This is a genomic window from Holdemanella biformis DSM 3989 (genome assembly GCF_000156655.1).
Classification (GTDB): Bacteria; Bacillota_I; Bacilli_A; order Erysipelotrichales; family Erysipelotrichaceae; genus Holdemanella; species Holdemanella biformis.
This window is the reverse complement of sequence record NZ_DS996843.1, coordinates 29251-49673: the sequence shown is the minus strand read 5'-3', so window position 1 is coordinate 49673 and position 20423 is coordinate 29251. Positions and strand designations below refer to the sequence as shown.

The following is a 20423-nucleotide window of genomic DNA, read 5'->3' as shown; positions in this document are numbered from 1 at the left end:
TGTGATGAGTGCCATAATGGTTTTATTGATGCATAGAAGGATCAATATACTAAATAGGCTGACAATCGTAAATAGGAAGATTTCAATTTTTAATAGAATGGGATACATCAACAATGAATCGCGAAAACTAATTTTTTCGTATTGTGGTTCATTGTTTTTTAATAGTCTTTTTTCATATATAAATAGAATTTGACTAAAGAGCACAACAAAAACGAGGTATATGAGATTAAAAAAGATTTCTTTAAAGAAGAGTGCACTGCACGTTAAAAACATGACAAGAATGGTTCCAATTCTTGGCAGATACACGTAATAATTATATTTCATATTGTTTTTTCCTTTCTTTTATTATGCCATAATCATATTACTTGAAATATACCTGTAGGGGGTATATCATTGTATCGGGGTGAAATATATGGGAGATTGTTGTCATAAAAAGCATCAGCCTAGAGATGAGAAAGAAATCAAACAATTGACGAATCGTCTTCATCGTATGGTAGGACAATTAAATGGAATTGAAAATATGTTGAAGGAGAATCGGTATTGTGGCGATATCTTGGTGCAGGTAGCGGCTGTAGAGAGTGCTTTGCAGGCGTTTGGATATATTGTTTTGCAGGAACACTTGAATACGTGTGTCGTTGAGGATGTTCAAAATGGAAATACAGAAATTATGAGTGAGGTTATGGATTTAGTAAAGAAGTTAAAGTAGGTGGTTTTAATGGAAGAAAAATTTGATGTGACAGGCATGACTTGTGCAGCTTGTCAAGCTAATGTAACTCGTGTTGTGAGTAAATTAGATGGTGTGAGTCATTGTGATGTTTCTTTATTATCGAATTCAATGAAGGTTGAATTTGATCAAGATAAGGTGAATGAACAAGTGATTTGTGAAGCTGTAAAACAAATTGGTTATACAGCTAGTGTGCATGGTGAAAAGGGTGAAGTTAAAAAGGAATGGCAGAATCGTCAGGACCTTGTTGAATCGGATCAGAGAAGTGCTAAACAAAGATTGATTTTAAGTTTAGTTTTATTGATTCCATTACTTGTGATTGCGATGGGACCTATGGTAGGTCTTCCGATTCTAGAGGGTATGGAATGGATGATGGTTTCAGCTTTAACACAGTTGATTCTATGTCTATTTATATTATTTATTCAAAGACATTTCTTTATTACGGGATTTAAAGCTTTAATTAAAAAGTCGGCCAATATGGATTCTTTGGTTGCGATGGGTTCAGGTGCAAGCTTTGTGTATGGCTTAGTCGGCATTTATCAAATGGCTTATTATTTTGGTGTACAGAATATGGAAATGGCGCATATGGCTATGCACTCTTTATACTTTGAGTCGGCTGCAACAATTGTGACTTTGGTCAGCGTCGGAAAGTATTTAGAGTCTAGATCCAAGGCAAAAACGAGTGATGCGCTAGATAAATTGGTGGATTTGGCGCCGAAAAATGCGACAATCTTAAGAAATGGTCAAGAAGTCGTTGTTTCAAGTGAGAGTATTCGAATTCATGATATAGTTGTGATTCGTCCAGGACAAAGAATTCCTGTAGATGGTAAAGTTGTTTCTGGTACAGGTTATGTAGATCAGTCGGCGATTACGGGTGAGAGTCTTCCGGTAGAAAAGAATGTAGGGGATTCTGTTATTTCAGCTACTATGAATGAGAATGGCACTTTTCAGTTTGAGGCTGAAAAGGTAGGACAAGATACAACGTTAGCTCAGATCATTCAGCTGGTTGATGATGCAGGAAATTCAAAGGCACCTATTGCTCGTTTGGCAGATCAAGTAAGTGGTGTATTTGTTCCAGTTGTGATTTTGATCGCATTGATTACATTTGTCGTATGGTTAATAAGTGGTCAAACGATTCAATTTGCGCTTTCCAATGCGATTAGTGTATTGGTTATTTCTTGTCCTTGTGCCTTAGGTTTAGCAACTCCAGTTGCGATCATGGTAGGTACAGGTAAGGCTGCAGAAAATGGTATCTTAATTAAGTCGGCTGCCATATTAGAACAGCTACATTCGATTGATACGATTGTATTGGATAAGACAGGTACGATTACTTCAGGAAAGCCGAGTGTTCAGGATATAAAGTTATATACAAGTATAAGTGCGAATGACTTTATTTCAGTGGCGGCAAGCTTAGAGAGTGGTTCTTTACATCCTTTAGGACAGGCCATTGTGGAATATGCGAAAGATAAAAATATGAATCTAGAACAACCTGAAAACTTCACAAATATTTCGGGTCGTGGTATTCAGGCTAAGCTAAATGGTCATGTGTATTTGGCTGGAAATAAGAGATTGGTTGAAGAAAATAAAATTGAACTCAACGAAACAGTATTAAATGATTTAGATGCTTATGCAAGTTTAGGTCAAACACCATTGATTTTTGTGGAAGATCAAAATGTGATTGGCTTAATTAGTGTGGCGGATACAGTGCGTAGCACAAGTCAGGTTGCATTAGAACAATTTAAAAAGAAGAATATGCATGTGGTTATGTTGACGGGCGACAACAAAAAGACGGCTGAAGCAATAGGTAAATCTTTAAGTGTGGATGAAGTCATCAGTGATGTGTTACCACAAGATAAAGAGAGTGTGATTCGTAAGCTTCAAGAACAAGGTAAGAAGGTTATGATGGTTGGTGATGGAATTAATGATGCGCCTGCTTTAATGCGCGCTGATATTGGAGTTGCGATTGGTGCTGGAACCGATATTGCCTTAGATAGTGCGGATGTGATTTTGATGAAGAGTTCATTATTAGATGTAGTGACGGCAATTGATTTATCAAGTGACGTTATTAAAAATATTAAGATGAATCTATTTTGGGCTTTCTTCTATAACATTTTAGGAATCCCAGTTGCGGCAGGTTTATTGTATCCAGCATTTGGACTTCGATTATCACCAATGATTGGTTCGGCATGTATGTCTTTGAGTAGTGTTTGTGTTGTCACAAACGCTTTACGACTTCGTTATTTTAAACCTAGAATTGAAATGGAAGAAGTCAAAACATTCACAATGCATATTGATGGTATGTCTTGTGGGCATTGTGCATGGTTGGTTGAGGATGCTTTAAAGAAAGTTCCAAATGTAAAAGAAGTTCGTGTGGATTATAATTTGGGTAAGGCCGATATTGATTATGTGCAACAAGTAAATATGGTGGCTTTAAAACAAGCAGTTAAAGATGCGGGTTATATTCCCGTTGAATATAAGGAGGAAAAGAAAATGAAAAAAATAGTAACAGTTGATGGCATGATGTGCATGCATTGTGTGGCACATGTAAAGGATGCATTAAGTAAAGTGGAAGGTGTAAGTGATGTAGTGGTTAGTTTAGATGAAAAAACAGCTACATTAAATTGTACAGAGAATGTCACAGATCAGATGTTGAGTGATGCCGTGACAAATGCAGGATATACAGTCATTTCTGTGAAATAAAGAATCATAAAAATTAAAAAAGTCAAGACTTGTAAGCGGATTCAGAATATTCTATGATAGACGTCGAGGGAGACGCAAAATGGAATGTTTTATTGATGGGAAATCCACTTGCGAAAGAACTTTCTGGAATCGCTTGAATGTTTTGGCAAACTTTCAACAAAAAGAAATGATAATGGATGGTTTGAAAGTTCGTGTTGCAGAAAGTGTATATTGGATTCAACCAAAGAAAGGATAGTTCGTTTGAATTATTCTTTTTTTTTGACAGTTAAATTAAGTGAAAGTCTTGATGTATGTTTTATATAAAGTGAAAATAGATGTTTTTAAAACTAATCAAATGTTGTATGGAATTTTAATCGATTTGAAATTTATTTGACAGTTGAATCACATGAAAATCTCAATATTGCCTTTAAATAAAGTAATAATAGATGCTTTTGATATTGATAAAATGTTGTATGGGATTTTGATTTTTATTGTGGAAATACATTCGGTTTCTTTGTATAATACATATAGAGAACGACTACTGGAAAAGCAGTGGTTACTCTGAAATAAAATTAATGCTGAAGCACTAATCTTTTTCCATTGTCAGTGGTGATTAGTGCTTTTTGCATTTTTCTATAATAATCAATGTTACTTTTAGTATTTCTACTATGGCAAATAACACAAAAGCAACATCAATATGTAGATATATATACATAAGCTTTCCTCCTGTAAAAAATAGAAAGATCTACTTACCTGGAACTCAAGATTCAAGGCTTCAAATCTCCTTAACAAGAGGTAACCACCAACCACATCCAGTAGCCAATTTCAATTATAAAACTTCAATGTGAAAACATTATGAATTCTCATAAATTTGTTGATTATTTGACAGTTGGATAAAAGAAAAATGAGCATTTATTCTTTATATAAAGATGAAATGCTCGTTTTTAGGTATTTTAAAATGTTGTATGGGATTATAATATGTCTTTTAATTTCTTGATTAATCCTAAATCTGCAGGTAGCCAATCTACTAAGTCTAATGTGTCTTTTGTAAGCCATTTTGCGGATTCATGTTCTAATAGTGTTAGCTTTCCTTCAAGAATTGTACAAATGAAACATTCCATGGATAGGTGGAAGTTTGGATAGTCATATTCGACGGTATCAAAGTATTCTTCAACTTGAATGGTTGTATCTAATTCTTCTTTGATTTCACGAACAATCGCTTGTCTACTTGTTTCATTGGGTTCTACTTTTCCTCCTGGAAATTCCCATCCGTCTTTGAATTCGCCATAGCCTCTTTGGGTGGCAAATATTTTATTACCATCTTTAATAATAGCGGCCACTACGTGTATTGTTTTCAAAAAATCACTCCTCTACAATATATCGATAAATGTCTTCTCTTACGGGTGTATCTAATTGCCATAAGATTTCAACGGCTGTTTTTTGTGTGTTTGGCATCATAAACTGTTTTGTCTTATCAATTTCTGCTTGCATGTTACCTAAATAATAGAATTCTTTGCTTGTCTTATCATCTTTGTTTTTTCGCACAAACAAATGAACTTCAATCCCTCTTTCTTTGGCGTATAGAAAGTTTTGTACGTCATCACTACTTGTCGTTCTTCCGGATTTGGATATCGCAATCAATTGACTTTCATTGATAAAATAGATCTTCATATTTGATTGTATCTTGAATGTCATTTGCCTTGTCATAATTGATAAAGACAGGGAATGTTTTGGTTGTTTGATCATATTTGTATCCGCCAATGTTTAATGGAACTTCATTGTGTTGCCAATTTAATAAGCGACATGCATCTTCATATGTATATTTTTGGTAGAGTACAAAGTTTGTATCTTTATATGTATTCTTATAATGTTTATTATATTGATCCAATGCATATTCAATGATTTCTTTTACCATGGATTTAAATTCGTCATTTTCTAGACATGTCTTAAATGGTTTTGAAATTTTCTTATTTTCAATAAAAATACAATCTTTAAAAGTATTCTTTCCAGATCCCGTTGGAAATTCGTTGGTGAAGATATTGAATACATTTGTTTGAGATATGTCATTTGGGAATATATAATCTTTATCATCGATTAAATCGTTTAATATTTCGATTTCAATCTTTCTTTTTCCATTGGCTAGTTTTGTGCAAATAAATTTAATAAAACTTTCTTCAAGTTCATTCAATCGTACTTTATAATCCTTTTCATATTTCTTTAAAAAGGCATAGTAAGATCCTAGAGATTTGTTGTCGAAAATTCTTTGTACGTCAATTTCTCCATAAGCTTCAAAATCCATAAGAGTAGGAATTCTTCCAAGTTTGTTCTTTAGATTCTTATAACTGTCCTTAATGAGTTTGATATCCGCAAAGTTGGCCGTATCAATTGACGCAAAGATTTGTTTTTTACTGATTTCATCAAAGTGAATTGTACTCGATCCTGGAATAATTCTTTCACCTTCTAATACATAGCGTCTTATATTGTCCTTATTGTAAGAACGATCTCCAGATAGGGCGATTGGAATCATAAAGTTGTTTTTGTAGTTTCCGATGAAGTCTAGAATGACAACATATTCTTTGTCTTGTGATTTTCTTAATCCTCGACCTAGTTGTTGCACAAAAACGATAGGCGATTGTGTGGGTCTTAAAAGGACGACTTGATTGATTTCAGGAATGTCGACACCTTCATTAAAAATGTCTACAGTTAATATGTATTGTAGATAGTCACTTCTTGTATCGGATACTAAACGATCAATCGCATCTTCTCTTTTTTCTTGACTGTCTTCTCCACTTAAGGCTAGAGTTCGATAGCCTCTTAAATTTAATCTTTCACTAAGGGCAGCCGCTTCTTTTTTTGAACTGCAAAACATGAGTCCTTTGACTCTTTCTCCGCTATAGCCATAATAATTAGTTTGTTTGATAATGTAATCAACTCTTTGGTTGGATGTTAAATAGTTAAAATCCGTAAAATCCGTTTCATTTCCGTCTGTTAAAAAGTCGGTAATACCAAAATAGTGGAATGGACATAATAAGTTTTCTTCTAGAGCTTGTTGAAGACGTATTTCATAGGCGATATTATGGTCGAAGGCTGCATATACATCAAAGTCATCCGTTCTTTCTGGGCTTGCACTCATTCCTAGCCAAAATTTTGGTTTAAAGTAGTCCATGATTTCTTGGTAGCTTTTAGCTCCAATGCGATGTGCTTCATCAATGATGATCGTATCAAATGTATTTGGATCAAAACTTGAATACACTTCTTTTTTAGACATCGTTTGCATCGTTGCGAATAAATAATCTACATTTATATCCTTGCTGTTTCCAGATAAAAGTCCAAATGTCTTTGTATCTTTAAATACATTTTTGTAGCTTTGAAGAGCTTGTTTGGCAATCTGCTCTCTATGCACTAAAAATAGGGCTTTCTTTGGATTTTGGTCTTGAAGTGCAAAGGCAGAGGCATAGGTTTTTCCGGTTCCGGTAGCTGAGATTAAAAGTGCTTTTGATTCATTTGAATTGCGAATATTTCTAAGACTTGAAATAAAAGCCTGTTGCATAGAATTTGGGATCAGCTGTTTAGAAGGTAATTTAATTTCTTCTTTTTGTTTCACCTTTTTGTATTCTTCATAATGCACTCTATAAGCACCAATAAATGCATTGTAGGAATATGTATTTGGATGATTCCATAAGACTTCAAATTCATCTAACATTTCGGAAACGAATTCTCCGGATTTTGTGGACACAATTTTTGTATTCCATTCTCGATTTGTAGTAAGTGCTGTATTTGTCATATTACTAGAACCTATGAGGATCTTATAGATTTCATTTGATTGAAAGATATATCCCTTGGTATGAAAGCCATTCTTTGAGTCGGGTACTAGGTACATTTTAAGTTCAATATTTGAAAATGTAGCGAGTTTATCTAATGCTTTTGGATCACTAAATGCCAAATAGTCCGTTGTTAGAATTTTACCTTTAATGCCTTTATCTTCTAAAGTACGAAGCGTTTGAAGCAAGGGGGTAATGCCTCCCATCGTAATGAAGGCTACACTGATTAAAAAGGAGTCGCAGTGTAATAGTTCATCTTCAATGGTGCTTAATACTTTTCTTCCATTCTTATAATCGTTTGAAATAAATTGAGGTCGATATAATACGTTGGAAGATATATTTTTGTCTAGAAATGCGGTGGATAATCCGCTTTGTATATTTTGATAGTTCATACCTAACATTATACCAGCATTAAAATGAAATCATAGATCGAAAAGGTTATAATAATTGTAGAAAGAACATGGGTATGAATATGGAATTTATAAAAAAAGATGACTATTCTGGGGAACTGGATTATCGGGCTTTTGGGAGTATGTTGGATCATCCTACGCAATGCTACAAATTCTATTGGTTAGAAGCTATTATGAATTTGATGCTAAAAAAACATCGGTTTTCTTTTGATGAAATCTTTGATGAGATGATTGTATCAGCTTGGTATACAGTTACACAATATCATTTGTTTTTGGGGCCAATGATTGAAGGAGAAAGAAGAGATGCGATCAATCGTGCTATTGATGTATTGGTTGAAAATACGTCTTTAAATGAGAATTCTAAACCAGATGGAATTCGTAGTGTATTAAAAGAACAGAATTATTTAGTTTTGGAATATAAGCGAAAGTTGGCAAAGAATGTTCCCTATAAATTATTGAGTAGTTTTTCATCTGAACTTACTCAGGATAAAGGGGATGCGTATCGTATTGAATATATTCAAATATTGAATCAAGAAATTCATCTGCCTTATATTATTGAGAATGGAGTTGGGATTGGTAAGTGTGTTGTTTTACAAGAGGAATGGATTCCTTTCTTAATGGATAATTATTTGATCATTAAAAATTGGATTCAGTATAATAAGATTCAATTTCTTCAAATGATCAATCCGGGCGTGCCTGGAATTATTAATAAACTGGATGATGAAAGGAATAATGTAAGGCATTTAGAAAGAGTTCGTGATTTGTGGAATGCGCATATTGAAGTGTCAAATAAAGAAATTGTGGATATATATACAGGTAATAAATTAGAATCTACGTTTGATGTGGATCACTTCATTCCGTGGTCTTATGTAGCACATGATGAAATGTGGAATTTAATACCGAGCAATGCGAGCGCAAATCGCTCAAAGAGTAATCATTTGCCAGAGTGGGATTTGTACTTTAATAAGATGGCAAACATGGAGTATGACTTGTATAAGAGTGTTGTAGAATATGATTCAATTCATAAGTTGTTTGAGAAATGTTATGCAAAAAATCTTCAGTCTTTATGGGCAATAGAAGAATTGTATATTAAAGGTAATACGGAATATGAGTTTAAACATAAGTTAGAAGCGCATATGTATCCTTTGTATGAGGCGGCTAGAATGCAGGGGTATAGTGAATGGAAAATATAATAATTTCAAAAGAGTTTCTAGATTGGTATGACTATTACAAGGAGTGTAAAGAAAAGTATTCGAGTTTAGTAAATGATGTAGAGAATAAAATGATTTGTGGTAAATATAAAGATATTAAACTTCCTTTTTCAAATATGAATACGAATCATTTGAATCGTGATATAGATAGTCTTGAAAAAATTCGTATATTAATGATGCAGGGAAGTACAAGTCAGATTAATGTAGAAATTGAACTTGTGAAGGAAAAAATGTTAGAGTCTTGTCGAAATGTGAACTTTGGCATATTGTGCAATCCTTTGGCGAGTACTCTTTATCGTATGATTTTGGATTCAAGTAAAACAAAGAAACATATTGAGGATGTTTCTAAACAATGTAAAGAAAACGAGTTCTATGTTTCTGTTTGTTTAAGACATTTCTATGCTTCTATTTGCGAAGAGTGTATAAAGGAATATAGTTCGTATGGGTTTATGGAGTTACTAAATTCTTTAATTGAAGAGGATAAGTTTAGTGAGGCTTGTAGTTTTTGTCCAATCTATGAAGAAATTTATATCCAAGCAAATGAAAAGGGATTGCTTTCAAAAGAGTTAATACGGGTGATGCAGCAGTATGGTGTGGATGTACCTGTTACTAAAAAAGAAACGAAACTACCTAATATACCTACAAAAGCAGAGAGAAAGAAGTCTAAGAAATTAGGTATAGAAACACGTAAGAAAATCGTTGGTGATGGTGTTAAAAAAATCTTGGATATGAGTGATGATGAGCTTGTTCGTAAGTATGATGGTAAATCAGAGGATGAAGTTCAAGAAATGCTTTATGAGGAGCCTTGGTGCGAGGATGAATATTTTGATGATGATTTACTTGCGTTTCTTAGCGTATTAACATGTATGAGTATAGATTTTGAGGATGCCTTTATTAATTGGTTGGCTCATTTTATATTTAGAAGATTGATTGATATACATAAGAAAGTGGTGGTTGAGCCACCTAAAATGGTGAAGACAACTCCACCTAAAGTACAATCTTCAAAGGTTCGTAAGGTAAATCAGGGTGGCACTTCATCTAATAAAAGTGTGACGAGATCCCCAAAGATTCGCAGTAAGCATGTGAGTCAATCTTCTAGAAATGTAAATCAAGCCAGGGCTTCAGTAGCTATTAAACAGGAGGAAACATCAAATGGTAAGGGTGGAATTATTTTCTTGATCATTATTGGACTTCTGTTTGGATATGGATATATTTCTTTGAAAAAGGAAGAGGCAGAATGGGATATGGCACAGGAGCAGTATCGTATTGAGAGTAGGCGGAAAGCTGAACAAAATGAGTTTAAGGTAAGGGAAGAAAAACGTAAAAAGAAAGAGGGGCAAAGTTCAAACTCATCATCTTCTTCGTCTTATGATGAAGGAAGTGATGATGCATATTCTGGTGATTATGATGAGAATCGTTACGATAACGATGAAAATTATCGTGATGGTGTAGATGATATGTTGGATGAACTGGGAGAATAAAGAAAAATACAGTGAAAGACTTATTGAATATTTGTATACTCATGAGTAGTATACTTACGAGTATACAAATTTATTCGGAAGGCTTTTGTCTTGTGAGTAAGACAAAAATATATGAATGTTGTCTTGTTAATAAGACAAAAAAGTGTTAATATTGTCTTGTATGTAAGACAATATCTAGATATGATAAGGTGAAGAAGGTTGATGTATATGAATCGAGATATTTTGAAACAAATAATAATAGATCAAAAGGAGATGTATCTTGATAATCCATTGATTTCTAGGGATTATAATTTAGAAGAAAATGTAAATTATTGTTTTGTTGGTATTCGAAGAACGGGAAAATCATATATGATGTATCAACAGATTCACAACTTAATGAATGATGGAATTTCATCGTCGCAAATAGTATATGTTAACTTCGAAGATGAGCGTCTATTGGAGATTGGTGTGGATGATTTAAATACAATACTAGAGATTGGTATTGAATTTTCTGGTTCGAAAGGGAAACCATACTTATTTTTAGATGAGATTCAGAATGTTGATGGTTGGGAAAAATTTGTTCGTAGAGTTGCGGATATGAAATATCGAATCAATATCACAGGAAGCAATAGTAAGATGCTAAGTAAAGAAATAGCTTCTACTTTAGGTGGAAGATTTATGATTGTGAATGTATTTCCATATTCATTTAAGGAATATTTGAGTGCAAATCATATTGAGAATATAATGCTTGCTCAAATAGGTACAAAAAAGCGTGCAGATATTGTAAGTCAATATGAACAGTATGTGACTTATGGAGCTTTTCCTGAATTGGTGGATATTAAAAATAAAAGACCATTTTTAAATAATATTTATCAAACTGTTTATTTACAGGATATTATTACAAGAAACAAAATTACAAATGATTTTGCGGTGCGATTAATTTTAAAGAAGATTGCAGAGTCTGTAACGAAAGCTTTGTCTTTTAATCGGTTAACGAATATAGTGAAAAGTGCCGGTATTTCTATTGGTAAACAAACGGTAATCAATTATGTAGGATATATGTTAGATTCATATTTGATATTTTCACTACAAAATTATGCAGCAAAGCTTGTGGAAAAAGAAACATCACCTAAGTATTATTTCATGGATACTGGATTGTTGGGGTTGATGTTGTTGGATTACAAAACAGCTCAATTGGAAAATTTGGTTGCGGTTGAGCTGATTCGAAGATATGGATTTGAAAATGTGTATTTCTTTGAAAATAATATCGAAGTAGATTTTTATATTCCAAGTGAAAATTTGGCAATACAAGTGAGTATGCAAGTATTAGATGATGTAGATACTTTAGAACGTGAAACTAGGGCATTTGTGAAATTGAATCAATTTATCCCAGATACAAAGTGTCTTCTTGTTACAAATAGTGAGGAAACAAAATTGAATTGTGATGGAATAAAGATAGATGTGGTTCCAATTTGGAAGTGGTTGTTAGATTAGAAAAGGAGATTGACATGTGAGTCGATCTCCTTTAATCCTTCATTGCGATATATTCATAGGTTGGTGTGAAGTTTTGGCTGTCTTGAAGCTTATAGTACTGCATAAAAATGCGTGTCATAATATTTGGAATTTCTGCTTCTGTTGGTTGGGATAGAATGATCAAATATTGCATGGCACTGTAGCGTGTACAAACATCGACTTTTCGAATGTTTTTGTGGATGGCTTCACCCATATTTGTTAAGGCTTCTTCAATTTTTTCAATATATGGAAGTGTGTCTTCTACAGTTTCCATCGTTACCATCACCAAATAACAACAAGAATGATTTCGAACCATTAGTTGATGTATGTACTCATAGTGTCGAGTGAATTCTCTAAAGTCTAGACTTAAAGCGCCTGTATAACTTCCACTTGTATGTAGGGATTTGGCAATTTGTTTTAGGTCTGCCGTATTATTGGATGTGTTTTTATGTTGAATCTGATTGTAGAAAGAATAGTTGTTTTTACCATTTTGTTTTACATAATATAAGGCTTTGTCAGCTTTTGAACAAGCATCTTCAAAATTATCATTTTTTGTGGTCATGAGCATACCTGCAGAGAGTGTCGCAAAATGAATTTCATGATCGTTTTCTACAATACCTTTGAATTGTTCGATTAAATCGGACATGATAGTTTCGGTTTCTTCAATACTTACTTTTGGTAATAATAGAAGGAATTCGTCTCCGCCCATTCTGCATGTAATTTTATCAAATGGGATGTTTAATAATAGTTTTCCTAAGCTTTTTAAAGCTCGATCCCCTGCTTTATGTCCATAGACATCATTGATTTTCTTAAGATTATCCATATCTAAAAAGATAAGGCATCCCGTTGTTTTTTGCATCGTAATCGCTATATACTTTTGGCCTACACTACGTACAGGAAGGCCTGTAAGATAGTCATAGTTCTTTGTTTCTTCCTGATTTTTAATAGTCGATACAACATCGGATATAAATTTATCAATTGTATTTTCTTGAACCGGAATAATTTCGTGTTCTAAGTTAAACAAAGATCCATCGTCCATAAGCTTTAGGAAAACATTTGCGATTTTAGGATCAAATTGAGTGCCTGCATTCTTTTTGATTTCTTCTTTAATTTGTTCAATACTAAGCGCATTACGATAGATTCTTTTTGAATTCATAGCATCATAACTATCGGCAAGCGTAATGATACGTGCTTGAATAGGAATTTCATTACCTTTCAGTCCATCGGGATAGCCAGTACCATCGTAATGTTCATGATGACTTCTTGTGACTTCACCTAGGTGAGGTATGATTGTGATATCTTTTAGGATGTCTTGGCCAATAATCGGATGTTGTTTGATTAAATTAAATTCATCTTCCGTTAATTGACCTGGTTTATTTAAAATTTGATCAGGAATACCAATCTTTCCAATGTCATGTAGATAAGCACAGCTTTTAATGTTTTCGATTTCCTGATCTGTCCAACCAAGATTTTTCGCAATCAAAGCAGCATATTGAGCAACACGCCTTGAATGACCACGTGTATATTCGTCTTTTGCCTCAATCGTTGTCGAAAGAGATTGCATCATTTGAAGTGTTATTTTTTTGTTTTCTTTCTTTTCAATTTCCAATTCCTTTTGATGGCGTGTTTGTTCCGCAACATGAATTTTATGGATGGTACGAACAATGTTTGCGAGTAGTAATATGATCATGCCAATACCCGTAAAGAGGCCAGAAACCATAGATACAAAATAAACGGATATACCTTCAATGGCTACGCAGATTAAAACTAAAAAGAGTCCGAAAAGTAAGAAGTAGTCTGAGCGGGATTTACTTGTTGAATGTATATATTGATATAAATGAATAAATACCATAATAAATACGCAGATCAGAATGCATTGGGCAACGGGCAATGTTTCAATGTAGTCCTTAACTTTTGTCAAATATAGGATGGATGAAACTACAAAGTTTAAAAGGGCAATGTAGCCAATATATTTATAGAGCTTTCGATGTTTTCCATTTTGGATGCTATCGGCATAGAAAAGTATTGGTAAAGGACTAAGCATGATCATCACAAAGCATAATGAGGCTAGAGAAGATGCGTTTGGTACTAAGATTTGGCGGATTTTGGATTCTCCAAGCATCCAGATGGCTCCCATGATCATACACCAGCCCAAATATTCCGTGCTGAAATTGGTGTGATAAGTAAATTTTAGGGCTGAACCAAATAGAACGGATGTAATGCCGGCAAATAAAATGAAGAAGGCAATGAATGTGGACATTTTATAATCGCTATATATATGTTGCCAAATATCGATTTCACTTCCACAATAAATTTCGTTGACTACACCAGAATAGTTAGAAGTATAGGTTGTAAGTTCAATGCGTAATGTTTTTCCTGCATCCTTATAGGTCGTGGGGCAAAATATATATCGACTCGCCGAATTTTTACCGGCAAGGCGCGTATCTTTTGTAGAATATTCTTTACGTAATGTATTATCTACATAGAATTTAACATCTTGTAAGGAGGAGCGAATCGCAAAGGAAGTTTCATTATAATCTTTAGGAAGAGTTGTATGAATAACCATTGTATGGCCAGGTTTTACTTCATATTTTCCTGGGATATTAATTTTTTGTTTGGAACCATCTTCTTTTTCCCAATAAAACGTTTGTGTATAGACAATGGAATGAGATTGAACATCATGCTCTTGTTCGTTGGCTCCAAAGAGTTGCATGAAACAAAACCATCCTAAAATGGCAATCATTAAGATATAGAAGAATACTTTTATTCTTTGCAGGTTATATTTTTGTGTACGCATTCTTAACCTCTTCTCTCCTAATGAGAGTATCCCTTTTTTTAAGAATTGTGTCAATGATTTTTGTTGACAAAACAATCACAAGATATTATGAGATGAAGATGGCGGGGGTTTGTGAAAAGTATGACTTACGTCAGATGGAATATGACATATTGATGTTTCTTTATAATAATCCTAAGTATAATACGGCGGCGGACATTGTTCGTATTCGTAAGTCTACAAAGTCTCATGTTTCAACTTCACTTAAAGTATTAGAAGATCGTGGTTTGATTGAAAGAAGAGTGGATCCTGCAAACAAAAAGCGTGTCACAATTCATTTGCTTCAAATGGCTAATGAAGTGATTGAAGATGGTAAGTGGGCGCAAAAGGAGTTTGCACAAGACATGTTTGATGGTCTTACACAAAGTGTTTATGAATGTATTTCAAAAGGTGTATGACAATGCAGAAAGGATGTTGTTAAATGAGTAAAAATAATTATAAAATTAAAATGCCGGATTTAATGGAAGCTATTTTTGATGCTTGTTACTTGATTTTTGACTTAATTGCCGGAATCTTATTTTTTGTATATTCAAAAGGAAATCCATTGTTTATTTTATATGGTGTATTAACATTAACATTATGTGGTGGAGATGCATTCCATTTGGTTCCTCGTATTAAAAGAGCTGTATATGGAACAAATGACAAAATCAAAAGACAACTTGGTATTGGATTGCAGGTATCTTCAATCACAATGACAGTGTTCTATATTATCTTATTGTTTATCTGGAAATTAACTTTCCCAACGCTTACAGCTCCACTTTGGATTGAAGCCATGATTTGGATTTCAGCTATTATTCGTATCGTAGTATGTTTCTTACCACAAAACAATTGGACGAGTGAAGAAGGGAATATGAAGCTTTCTGTAATTCGTAATGCTGTATTTGCCGTAACTGGAATTGGTGTAATTCTTCTTTATGCGATTTCAGGGAATATGTATGATTTACACTTAAACCGTATGGTTGCAGCTATTATTATTTCGTTTGGTTGCTATATTCCAGTTACTTTGTGGTCTAAGACAAAGCCAATGATTGGATTGTTGATGATTCCTAAGACTTGTGCTTATATGTGGGTCATTGTGATAGGATTACAATTATTATTTTAATTCACAAAACTGGTGCTTATAGCACCTTTTTAATTTTCTAAAAGAAGAATATCGTTGTGAAATTATATTCTTCTAAATAAATTACCGAAAAAATCGACATATTTCTGAATGATAGGTATACTATTGGTAGTAGGATTGGTGGTGTTCACATGAAAACTTGTAAAGAAATGGCTTTAATTTGGAATATTAGTGTTCGCGCAGTTACGAGTTTGTGTAAATCAGGAAGAATTCCTGGTGCTGTTAAGAATGGAAAAAGTTGGGAAATTCCAGACGAAGCAACAAAACCGGTAGATGGAAGAATTTCATCTGGTGAATATTGTAAAAAAGGGATGACTACAGATAGAAAGCCTTTGCCTATTGGTATTTCAGACTATGTGCGTGCTCAATCGGATTATTACTATGTGGATAAAACGATGTTAATTAAGGAGTTTTTAGATCAAAAGCCATTGGTTTCATTATTCACAAGACCAAGAAGATTTGGAAAAACATTGAATATGGATATGCTTAGAGTGTATTTTGAAATGACGGATGAGGATACATCTAAATATTTTGAAGATAAGAATATTTGGAAGTGTGGGAAAGACTATCGTTTGCATCAAGGTAAATATCCTGTGATTTTCCTTACTTTTAAAGATGTAAAGTTTGATTCTTGGCAGGCCACTGTAGAGAAAATTAAATCGTTGCTTCAAGAAGAATATGGAAGGCATCAGGAATTGTTGAGCAGTTTAAAAATATCGGATTATGAGAAGGAATATTTTAATAAAGTATTAAGTGCAACAGAAAATGAAGTAGAATTGTCTTTTTCGCTTGAAAAGTTGTCGAAGATGCTTGCATCTCATTATGATAAAGCTCCAATTATTATTATTGATGAATATGATACTCCAATCCAGGAAGGGTATTCTAAGGATTTCTATGATGAAATCATTGGCTTTATGAGAAATTTCTTTTCTGGTGCTTTTAAGGATAATAAAAATCTTTCTTACGGCTTTTTAACTGGAATTTTGAGAATTGCTCAAGAAAGTATTTTTAGTGGATTAAATAATTTAACTGTGAATTCAGTGATGGATGAAGCATATGATCGTTATTTTGGATTCACAAATGAAGAAGTAAGTGAAATGTTAGATTATTATGGAGCTACTGAAAAAGAGAGTGAACTTCAAGAATGGTATGATGGATATTTATTTGGGAATGAAGAAATTTATAATCCGTGGTCAGTCATTAATTATATTTCGAAGGGATGTGTTCCACAGGCATATTGGGTAAATACTGGAAAGAATGAGATTCTCGAAGATGTTTTAAAAGTGGCGTATGAGGATATTACAGAAAAGCTTTATTCTTTAATTCGTGGGGGTAAAGTTTTGGCAAGAATAGATCAAAATGTTGTTTATCGTTCACTTACAGAGGATCCAACTAATATTTATAGTTTATTATTGGTAGCTGGATATTTGAAAACAACGATTAAAGAATTGCAGGCGGATGGATCTTATTTGTGCCAAGTATCGATTCCAAATAAAGAGATAGCTTCTGTTTATAAAAGTGAGATTTTGGCACATTTGATGAAGATTGGTGCAGTTTCAAGAACGACTGCAGATAAGATTGCGGAAAGTTTGTTCTTAAATGATTATGTTAAACTAGAAAAAGCTATTTCGGAATATATGGATAAAACAATTAGCTTCTATGATACAGCCAGTGAATCTTTCTATCATGGCATGATTTTAGGATTGATTTCGATGATGGATAATCAGTACAAAATAAAATCGAATAGAGAGTCTGGTAAAGGAAGATTTGACATTGGTTTAATACCTAGAGATGATAAGTATCCTGGAATGATTATGGAACTAAAGTGGAAAAAAAATCTTGATGATGATGAATTAACACTTTTGGCAGATGAAGCTCTTTGTCAGATTCATAGTATGGAATATGATTCTGAAATGAAGAGTGAAGGAGTGAAAAAAATATTGAAATTTGGAATTGCGTTTTCTGGAAAGAGTGTTTGTGTTAAAACAAATTAGAACAGTAGTTTTACTGATGATTTCTAAGACTGGGTCATTGTGATGGGATTGCAATTATTATTTTAGAACTTCTTCAAGAGAACGCTTACTCGACGTTCTCTTTTTCTATATGAATTTAGAAATTTAGAGCATCTAATTCAATGAAAATAGGTTATTTTAGATCAAATAGGAACAATCGTAACAAACTTATTGGAATTCACAATATTTTCACATTGGACATTTATAATAGGAATTGGCTACTGGATGTAGTAACGGTGAACCCTCTGAATGAAAAGGATGATATCTTGAGTTCTTAAAGATTCCGATTTTGTAGGAGGACGTGTTGTATGTATATTTATCTATATATAGATGTTGCCATGTGTTTAATGGCACTAGTAGAAATACTAAGAATTACATTGTTGATTATAGAAAAATGTAAAAGACACTAGTTCACCACACCAACGGATTAAACTAGTGTCTTTTGACATAAAATAATTCAGAGTGACCACTGTATCCAGTAGTCTTTCTGTATATGTATTATACCGATAAAGGAATGTTAATGCAAATGATGGTTTTGACTTCTATTGTATTCGTATTGTTAATGGTTTAAGAATGGTAATCACAAAAGAGCTATATAGGTCTTACATAATCAATATGATTGATTCCAGTCAAAAAAAGGAAAAAATACGATTGAAATCACGCGTAAAATCAGTCATAAAAAAATACGATTATTTTTATGCGTGATTATACATATAATATATTTAATAATAGTGGAAAGGACTCTTTATGCGAGAAACAAGAATACTAGAATTTAAAGAAACAATTACGAATACTTTTCTAGAAACAGTGAGTGCCTTTTCGAATTATGATGGTGGAGAGATTCTTTTTGGTGTGGATGATGATGGAAATATAAAAGGTTTGTCTAATGTGAAACAAGCTTGTTTAGATATTGAGAATAAAATCAATGATAATATTTCGCCTCAGCCAAACTATACGCTTGAAATTCAAAATAGTGAGCAAACGATAAAATTAAGTGTAAAGAGTGGTCTTCAGAAGCCATATTTGTATAAATCAAAAGCATATAAACGAAACGATACTTCAACTATAGAAGTAGATACATTAGAGTTTTCAAGACTTGTCTTAGAAGGAAAAAACATTCGGTTTGAAGAATTGCCTTGTAAAGATCAAAAGTTGTCTTTTGAAATTTTGCAAAGTAAGCTTAAAGAAAAAATTCAGATTGAAACTTTTAATAGAGATACTTTAAAAACATTGAACCTATATGATGATGTGAATGGTTTTAATAATGCAGCTGGTCTTTTAGCGGATAAAAATCATTTTCCCGGAATTGATATTGTGAAATTTGGAGAAAACATCAGCGTTATACAAAAGAGGATTACTTTTGAAAATACATCTGTCTTGGATATATATGAAAAAGCTCTTAGTGTATTTAGAGATTATTATCAATATGAAGTGATTCAAGGAGCTGATCGAAAGATGGTGGAAAAGGTACCTGAGGCAGCATTTAGAGAAGCTATTGCGAATGCTTTGATCCATAGAGTATGGGATGTGGATTCACAAATTAGAGTATCTATGTTTGATGATAAAATAGAAGTTGTATCTCCAGGTGGATTACCATCTGGAATCACAGAGGATGAATATTTATCAGGAAAACTTTCGGTTTTAAAAAACAGAAATCTTGCGAATGTATTTTACAGATTGGGGTTTGTTGAAATATTTGGAACAGGTATTACAAGAATTAAACAAGTTTATTCTGAAGCATTGATAAAACCAAGTTTTGAAGTATCAGAGAATGCGATTCAAATTGTACTTCCTGTGTATGAAGAGAGTACAAATTTAACGTTAGATGAAAAAGTAGTGTATAAACTTTTGAGTAGAAATATGTTGAAATCAATGAGTGAAATTGCACCATATATATCTTTTGGTAAATCCAAAACAACAAAGTTATTGAAAGATATGGAACAAAAAGGTGTAATCGCAATTGAAGGTAAAGGGAAAGGAACGAAATATAGAATTAAATAAAATGAAAACATTTGATGACATGCTTGTGCAACAATTGCAGGATGAAGAGTTCAAGAAAGAATACGAAGCTATTCAACCGGGAATGGATGAAATTAGAGCTAGTGTAGATGCTAGAACTTCACAAGAACAATAAATATGGCAGTTGGTCAATTTTAGGCTAACTGCTTTTTAAAATAAGTAGAGATGGTACTAAAAATGTGTAAAAGGATGATTTTGTGTTCTTTTAGAATGCTAAATCGTATCTAATTCAACGAAAATAACACGTTTTAGATCAAATAGGAACTATTGAACATAATTCACAATGTTTCACATTGAAGTTTTATAATAGGAATTGGCTACTGGATGTAGTAATGGTGAACCCTCTGAATTAAAAAAAGAAATCTGCTTGAGTTCTCGGCAGATCCTTCGATTTTTTTGCAGGAGGACGTGTTGTATGTATATTTATCTATACATGATGTTGCCATGGTTTTATTGGCTTTAGTTGAATTACTAAAAATCACATTCATTATTATAGAAAAATGTAAAAGACACTAGTTCACATCGCCACAATGGATTGCTAGCGTCTTTTGACCTTAATTCAGAGTGACCACTGTATCCAGTAGTATTTCTGTATCTGTATTATACCGATAAAGGAATGTTT

15 protein-coding genes are annotated in these 20423 nt (G+C 33.1%); 11 read left to right on the top strand and 4 right to left on the bottom strand.

The window, feature by feature from the left end; genetic code table 11:
- The first annotated feature begins 412 nt into the window (after positions 1 to 412).
- The 3 genes from EUBIFOR_RS06980 to EUBIFOR_RS12755 all read left to right on the top strand — a co-directional run bounded on the left by EUBIFOR_RS06980 (position 413) and on the right by EUBIFOR_RS12755 (position 3659).
- On the top strand, positions 413 to 706 hold the full coding sequence (locus tag EUBIFOR_RS06980) for a metal-sensing transcriptional repressor (protein ID WP_003865285.1): 294 nt from the start codon (positions 413 to 415) through the stop codon (positions 704 to 706).
- A gap of 9 nt (positions 707 to 715) precedes the next feature.
- Entirely contained in the window at positions 716 to 3424 is a 2709-nt protein-coding gene (locus EUBIFOR_RS06975) for a heavy metal translocating P-type ATPase (protein ID WP_040466312.1), read from the top strand.
- A gap of 79 nt (positions 3425 to 3503) precedes the next feature.
- Positions 3504 to 3659: a hypothetical protein gene (locus EUBIFOR_RS12755; protein ID WP_003865283.1), complete on the top strand. Its 156-nt coding sequence runs from the start codon at positions 3504 to 3506 to the stop codon at positions 3657 to 3659.
- A 715-nt stretch (positions 3660 to 4374) separates the two neighbouring features.
- Here EUBIFOR_RS12755 and EUBIFOR_RS06970 read toward each other — a convergent pair.
- The 3 genes from EUBIFOR_RS06970 to EUBIFOR_RS06965 are packed head-to-tail and all read right to left on the bottom strand — an operon-like array spanning position 4375 to position 7616.
- Positions 4375 to 4761: a (deoxy)nucleoside triphosphate pyrophosphohydrolase gene (locus EUBIFOR_RS06970; protein WP_040466311.1), complete on the bottom strand. Its 387-nt coding sequence runs from the start codon at positions 4759 to 4761 to the stop codon at positions 4375 to 4377.
- Positions 4762 to 4765: 4 nt separating this feature from the next.
- Positions 4766 to 5074, bottom strand: a complete 309-nt coding sequence (locus tag EUBIFOR_RS13440; RefSeq protein WP_003865280.1) for a DUF3427 domain-containing protein — start codon at positions 5072 to 5074, stop codon at positions 4766 to 4768.
- On the bottom strand, positions 5052 to 7616 hold the full coding sequence (locus EUBIFOR_RS06965; RefSeq protein WP_261795751.1) for a DEAD/DEAH box helicase: 2565 nt from the start codon (positions 7614 to 7616) through the stop codon (positions 5052 to 5054). The genes EUBIFOR_RS13440 and EUBIFOR_RS06965 overlap by 23 nt, the downstream gene beginning before the upstream one ends.
- Before the next feature lie 80 nt (positions 7617 to 7696).
- Between EUBIFOR_RS06965 and EUBIFOR_RS06960 the strand changes: the two genes are divergently transcribed.
- The 3 genes from EUBIFOR_RS06960 to EUBIFOR_RS06950 all read left to right on the top strand — a co-directional run bounded on the left by EUBIFOR_RS06960 (position 7697) and on the right by EUBIFOR_RS06950 (position 11799).
- Positions 7697 to 8827 carry an HNH endonuclease domain-containing protein gene (locus tag EUBIFOR_RS06960; RefSeq protein ID WP_187116723.1) on the top strand — a complete coding sequence of 377 codons (1131 nt, stop codon included), beginning with the start codon at positions 7697 to 7699 and terminating at the stop codon, positions 8825 to 8827.
- A complete protein-coding gene (locus EUBIFOR_RS06955; protein ID WP_003865277.1) occupies positions 8815 to 10326 on the top strand; it encodes a hypothetical protein in 1512 nt (503 codons plus the stop codon). The genes EUBIFOR_RS06960 and EUBIFOR_RS06955 overlap by 13 nt, the downstream gene beginning before the upstream one ends.
- Positions 10327 to 10533: 207 nt before the next feature.
- Positions 10534 to 11799: an ATP-binding protein gene (locus EUBIFOR_RS06950; RefSeq protein ID WP_040466359.1), complete on the top strand. Its 1266-nt coding sequence runs from the start codon at positions 10534 to 10536 to the stop codon at positions 11797 to 11799.
- 31 nt (positions 11800 to 11830) lie between these two features.
- Here EUBIFOR_RS06950 and EUBIFOR_RS06945 read toward each other — a convergent pair whose 3' ends face one another.
- Positions 11831 to 14614, bottom strand: coding sequence for an HD domain-containing phosphohydrolase (locus EUBIFOR_RS06945; protein ID WP_147587397.1), 2784 nt, complete (start codon positions 14612 to 14614; stop codon positions 11831 to 11833).
- A gap of 53 nt (positions 14615 to 14667) precedes the next feature.
- Here EUBIFOR_RS06945 and EUBIFOR_RS06940 point away from each other — a divergent pair, with 53 nt between their 5' ends.
- From EUBIFOR_RS06940 to EUBIFOR_RS12750, 5 genes are all read left to right on the top strand, one after another.
- Positions 14668 to 15048: a MarR family winged helix-turn-helix transcriptional regulator gene (locus EUBIFOR_RS06940; protein WP_003865274.1), complete on the top strand. Its 381-nt coding sequence runs from the start codon at positions 14668 to 14670 to the stop codon at positions 15046 to 15048.
- A gap of 23 nt (positions 15049 to 15071) precedes the next feature.
- Positions 15072 to 15752: a hypothetical protein gene (locus EUBIFOR_RS06935; RefSeq protein ID WP_003865273.1), complete on the top strand. Its 681-nt coding sequence runs from the start codon at positions 15072 to 15074 to the stop codon at positions 15750 to 15752.
- 149 nt (positions 15753 to 15901) lie between these two features.
- Positions 15902 to 17764, top strand: a complete 1863-nt coding sequence (locus tag EUBIFOR_RS06930; RefSeq protein WP_003865272.1) for an AAA family ATPase — start codon at positions 15902 to 15904, stop codon at positions 17762 to 17764.
- 765 nt (positions 17765 to 18529) lie between these two features.
- Entirely contained in the window at positions 18530 to 19783 is a 1254-nt protein-coding gene (locus tag EUBIFOR_RS06925) for an RNA-binding domain-containing protein (protein WP_003865270.1), read from the top strand.
- A complete protein-coding gene (locus EUBIFOR_RS12750; protein ID WP_154646023.1) occupies positions 19743 to 19916 on the top strand; it encodes a hypothetical protein in 174 nt (57 codons plus the stop codon). The genes EUBIFOR_RS06925 and EUBIFOR_RS12750 overlap by 41 nt, the downstream gene beginning before the upstream one ends.
- Positions 19917 to 20423 lie beyond the last annotated feature (507 nt).

What these genes read in the sequence shown, in the direction of transcription:
- EUBIFOR_RS06960 (WP_187116723.1), top strand. Translation starts at nt 7,697, where the DNA reads ATGGAATTTATAAAAAAAGATGACTATTCTGGGGAACTGGATTATCGG.
- EUBIFOR_RS06980 (WP_003865285.1), top strand. Translation starts at nt 413, where the DNA reads ATGGGAGATTGTTGTCATAAAAAGCATCAGCCTAGAGATGAGAAAGAA.
- EUBIFOR_RS06965 (WP_261795751.1), bottom strand. Translation starts at nt 7,616, where the DNA reads ATGAACTATCAAAATATACAAAGCGGATTATCCACCGCATTTCTAGAC.
- EUBIFOR_RS06975 (WP_040466312.1), top strand. Translation starts at nt 716, where the DNA reads ATGGAAGAAAAATTTGATGTGACAGGCATGACTTGTGCAGCTTGTCAA.
- EUBIFOR_RS06945 (WP_147587397.1), bottom strand. Translation starts at nt 14,614, where the DNA reads ATGCGTACACAAAAATATAACCTGCAAAGAATAAAAGTATTCTTCTAT.
- EUBIFOR_RS06930 (WP_003865272.1), top strand. Translation starts at nt 15,902, where the DNA reads ATGAAAACTTGTAAAGAAATGGCTTTAATTTGGAATATTAGTGTTCGC.
- EUBIFOR_RS12755 (WP_003865283.1), top strand. Translation starts at nt 3,504, where the DNA reads ATGGAATGTTTTATTGATGGGAAATCCACTTGCGAAAGAACTTTCTGG.
- EUBIFOR_RS06940 (WP_003865274.1), top strand. Translation starts at nt 14,668, where the DNA reads ATGATTTTTGTTGACAAAACAATCACAAGATATTATGAGATGAAGATG.
- EUBIFOR_RS06935 (WP_003865273.1), top strand. Translation starts at nt 15,072, where the DNA reads ATGAGTAAAAATAATTATAAAATTAAAATGCCGGATTTAATGGAAGCT.
- EUBIFOR_RS06955 (WP_003865277.1), top strand. Translation starts at nt 8,815, where the DNA reads ATGGAAAATATAATAATTTCAAAAGAGTTTCTAGATTGGTATGACTAT.
- EUBIFOR_RS06925 (WP_003865270.1), top strand. Translation starts at nt 18,530, where the DNA reads ATGCGAGAAACAAGAATACTAGAATTTAAAGAAACAATTACGAATACT.
- EUBIFOR_RS06950 (WP_040466359.1), top strand. Translation starts at nt 10,534, where the DNA reads ATGAATCGAGATATTTTGAAACAAATAATAATAGATCAAAAGGAGATG.
- EUBIFOR_RS13440 (WP_003865280.1), bottom strand. Translation starts at nt 5,074, where the DNA reads ATGAAGATCTATTTTATCAATGAAAGTCAATTGATTGCGATATCCAAA.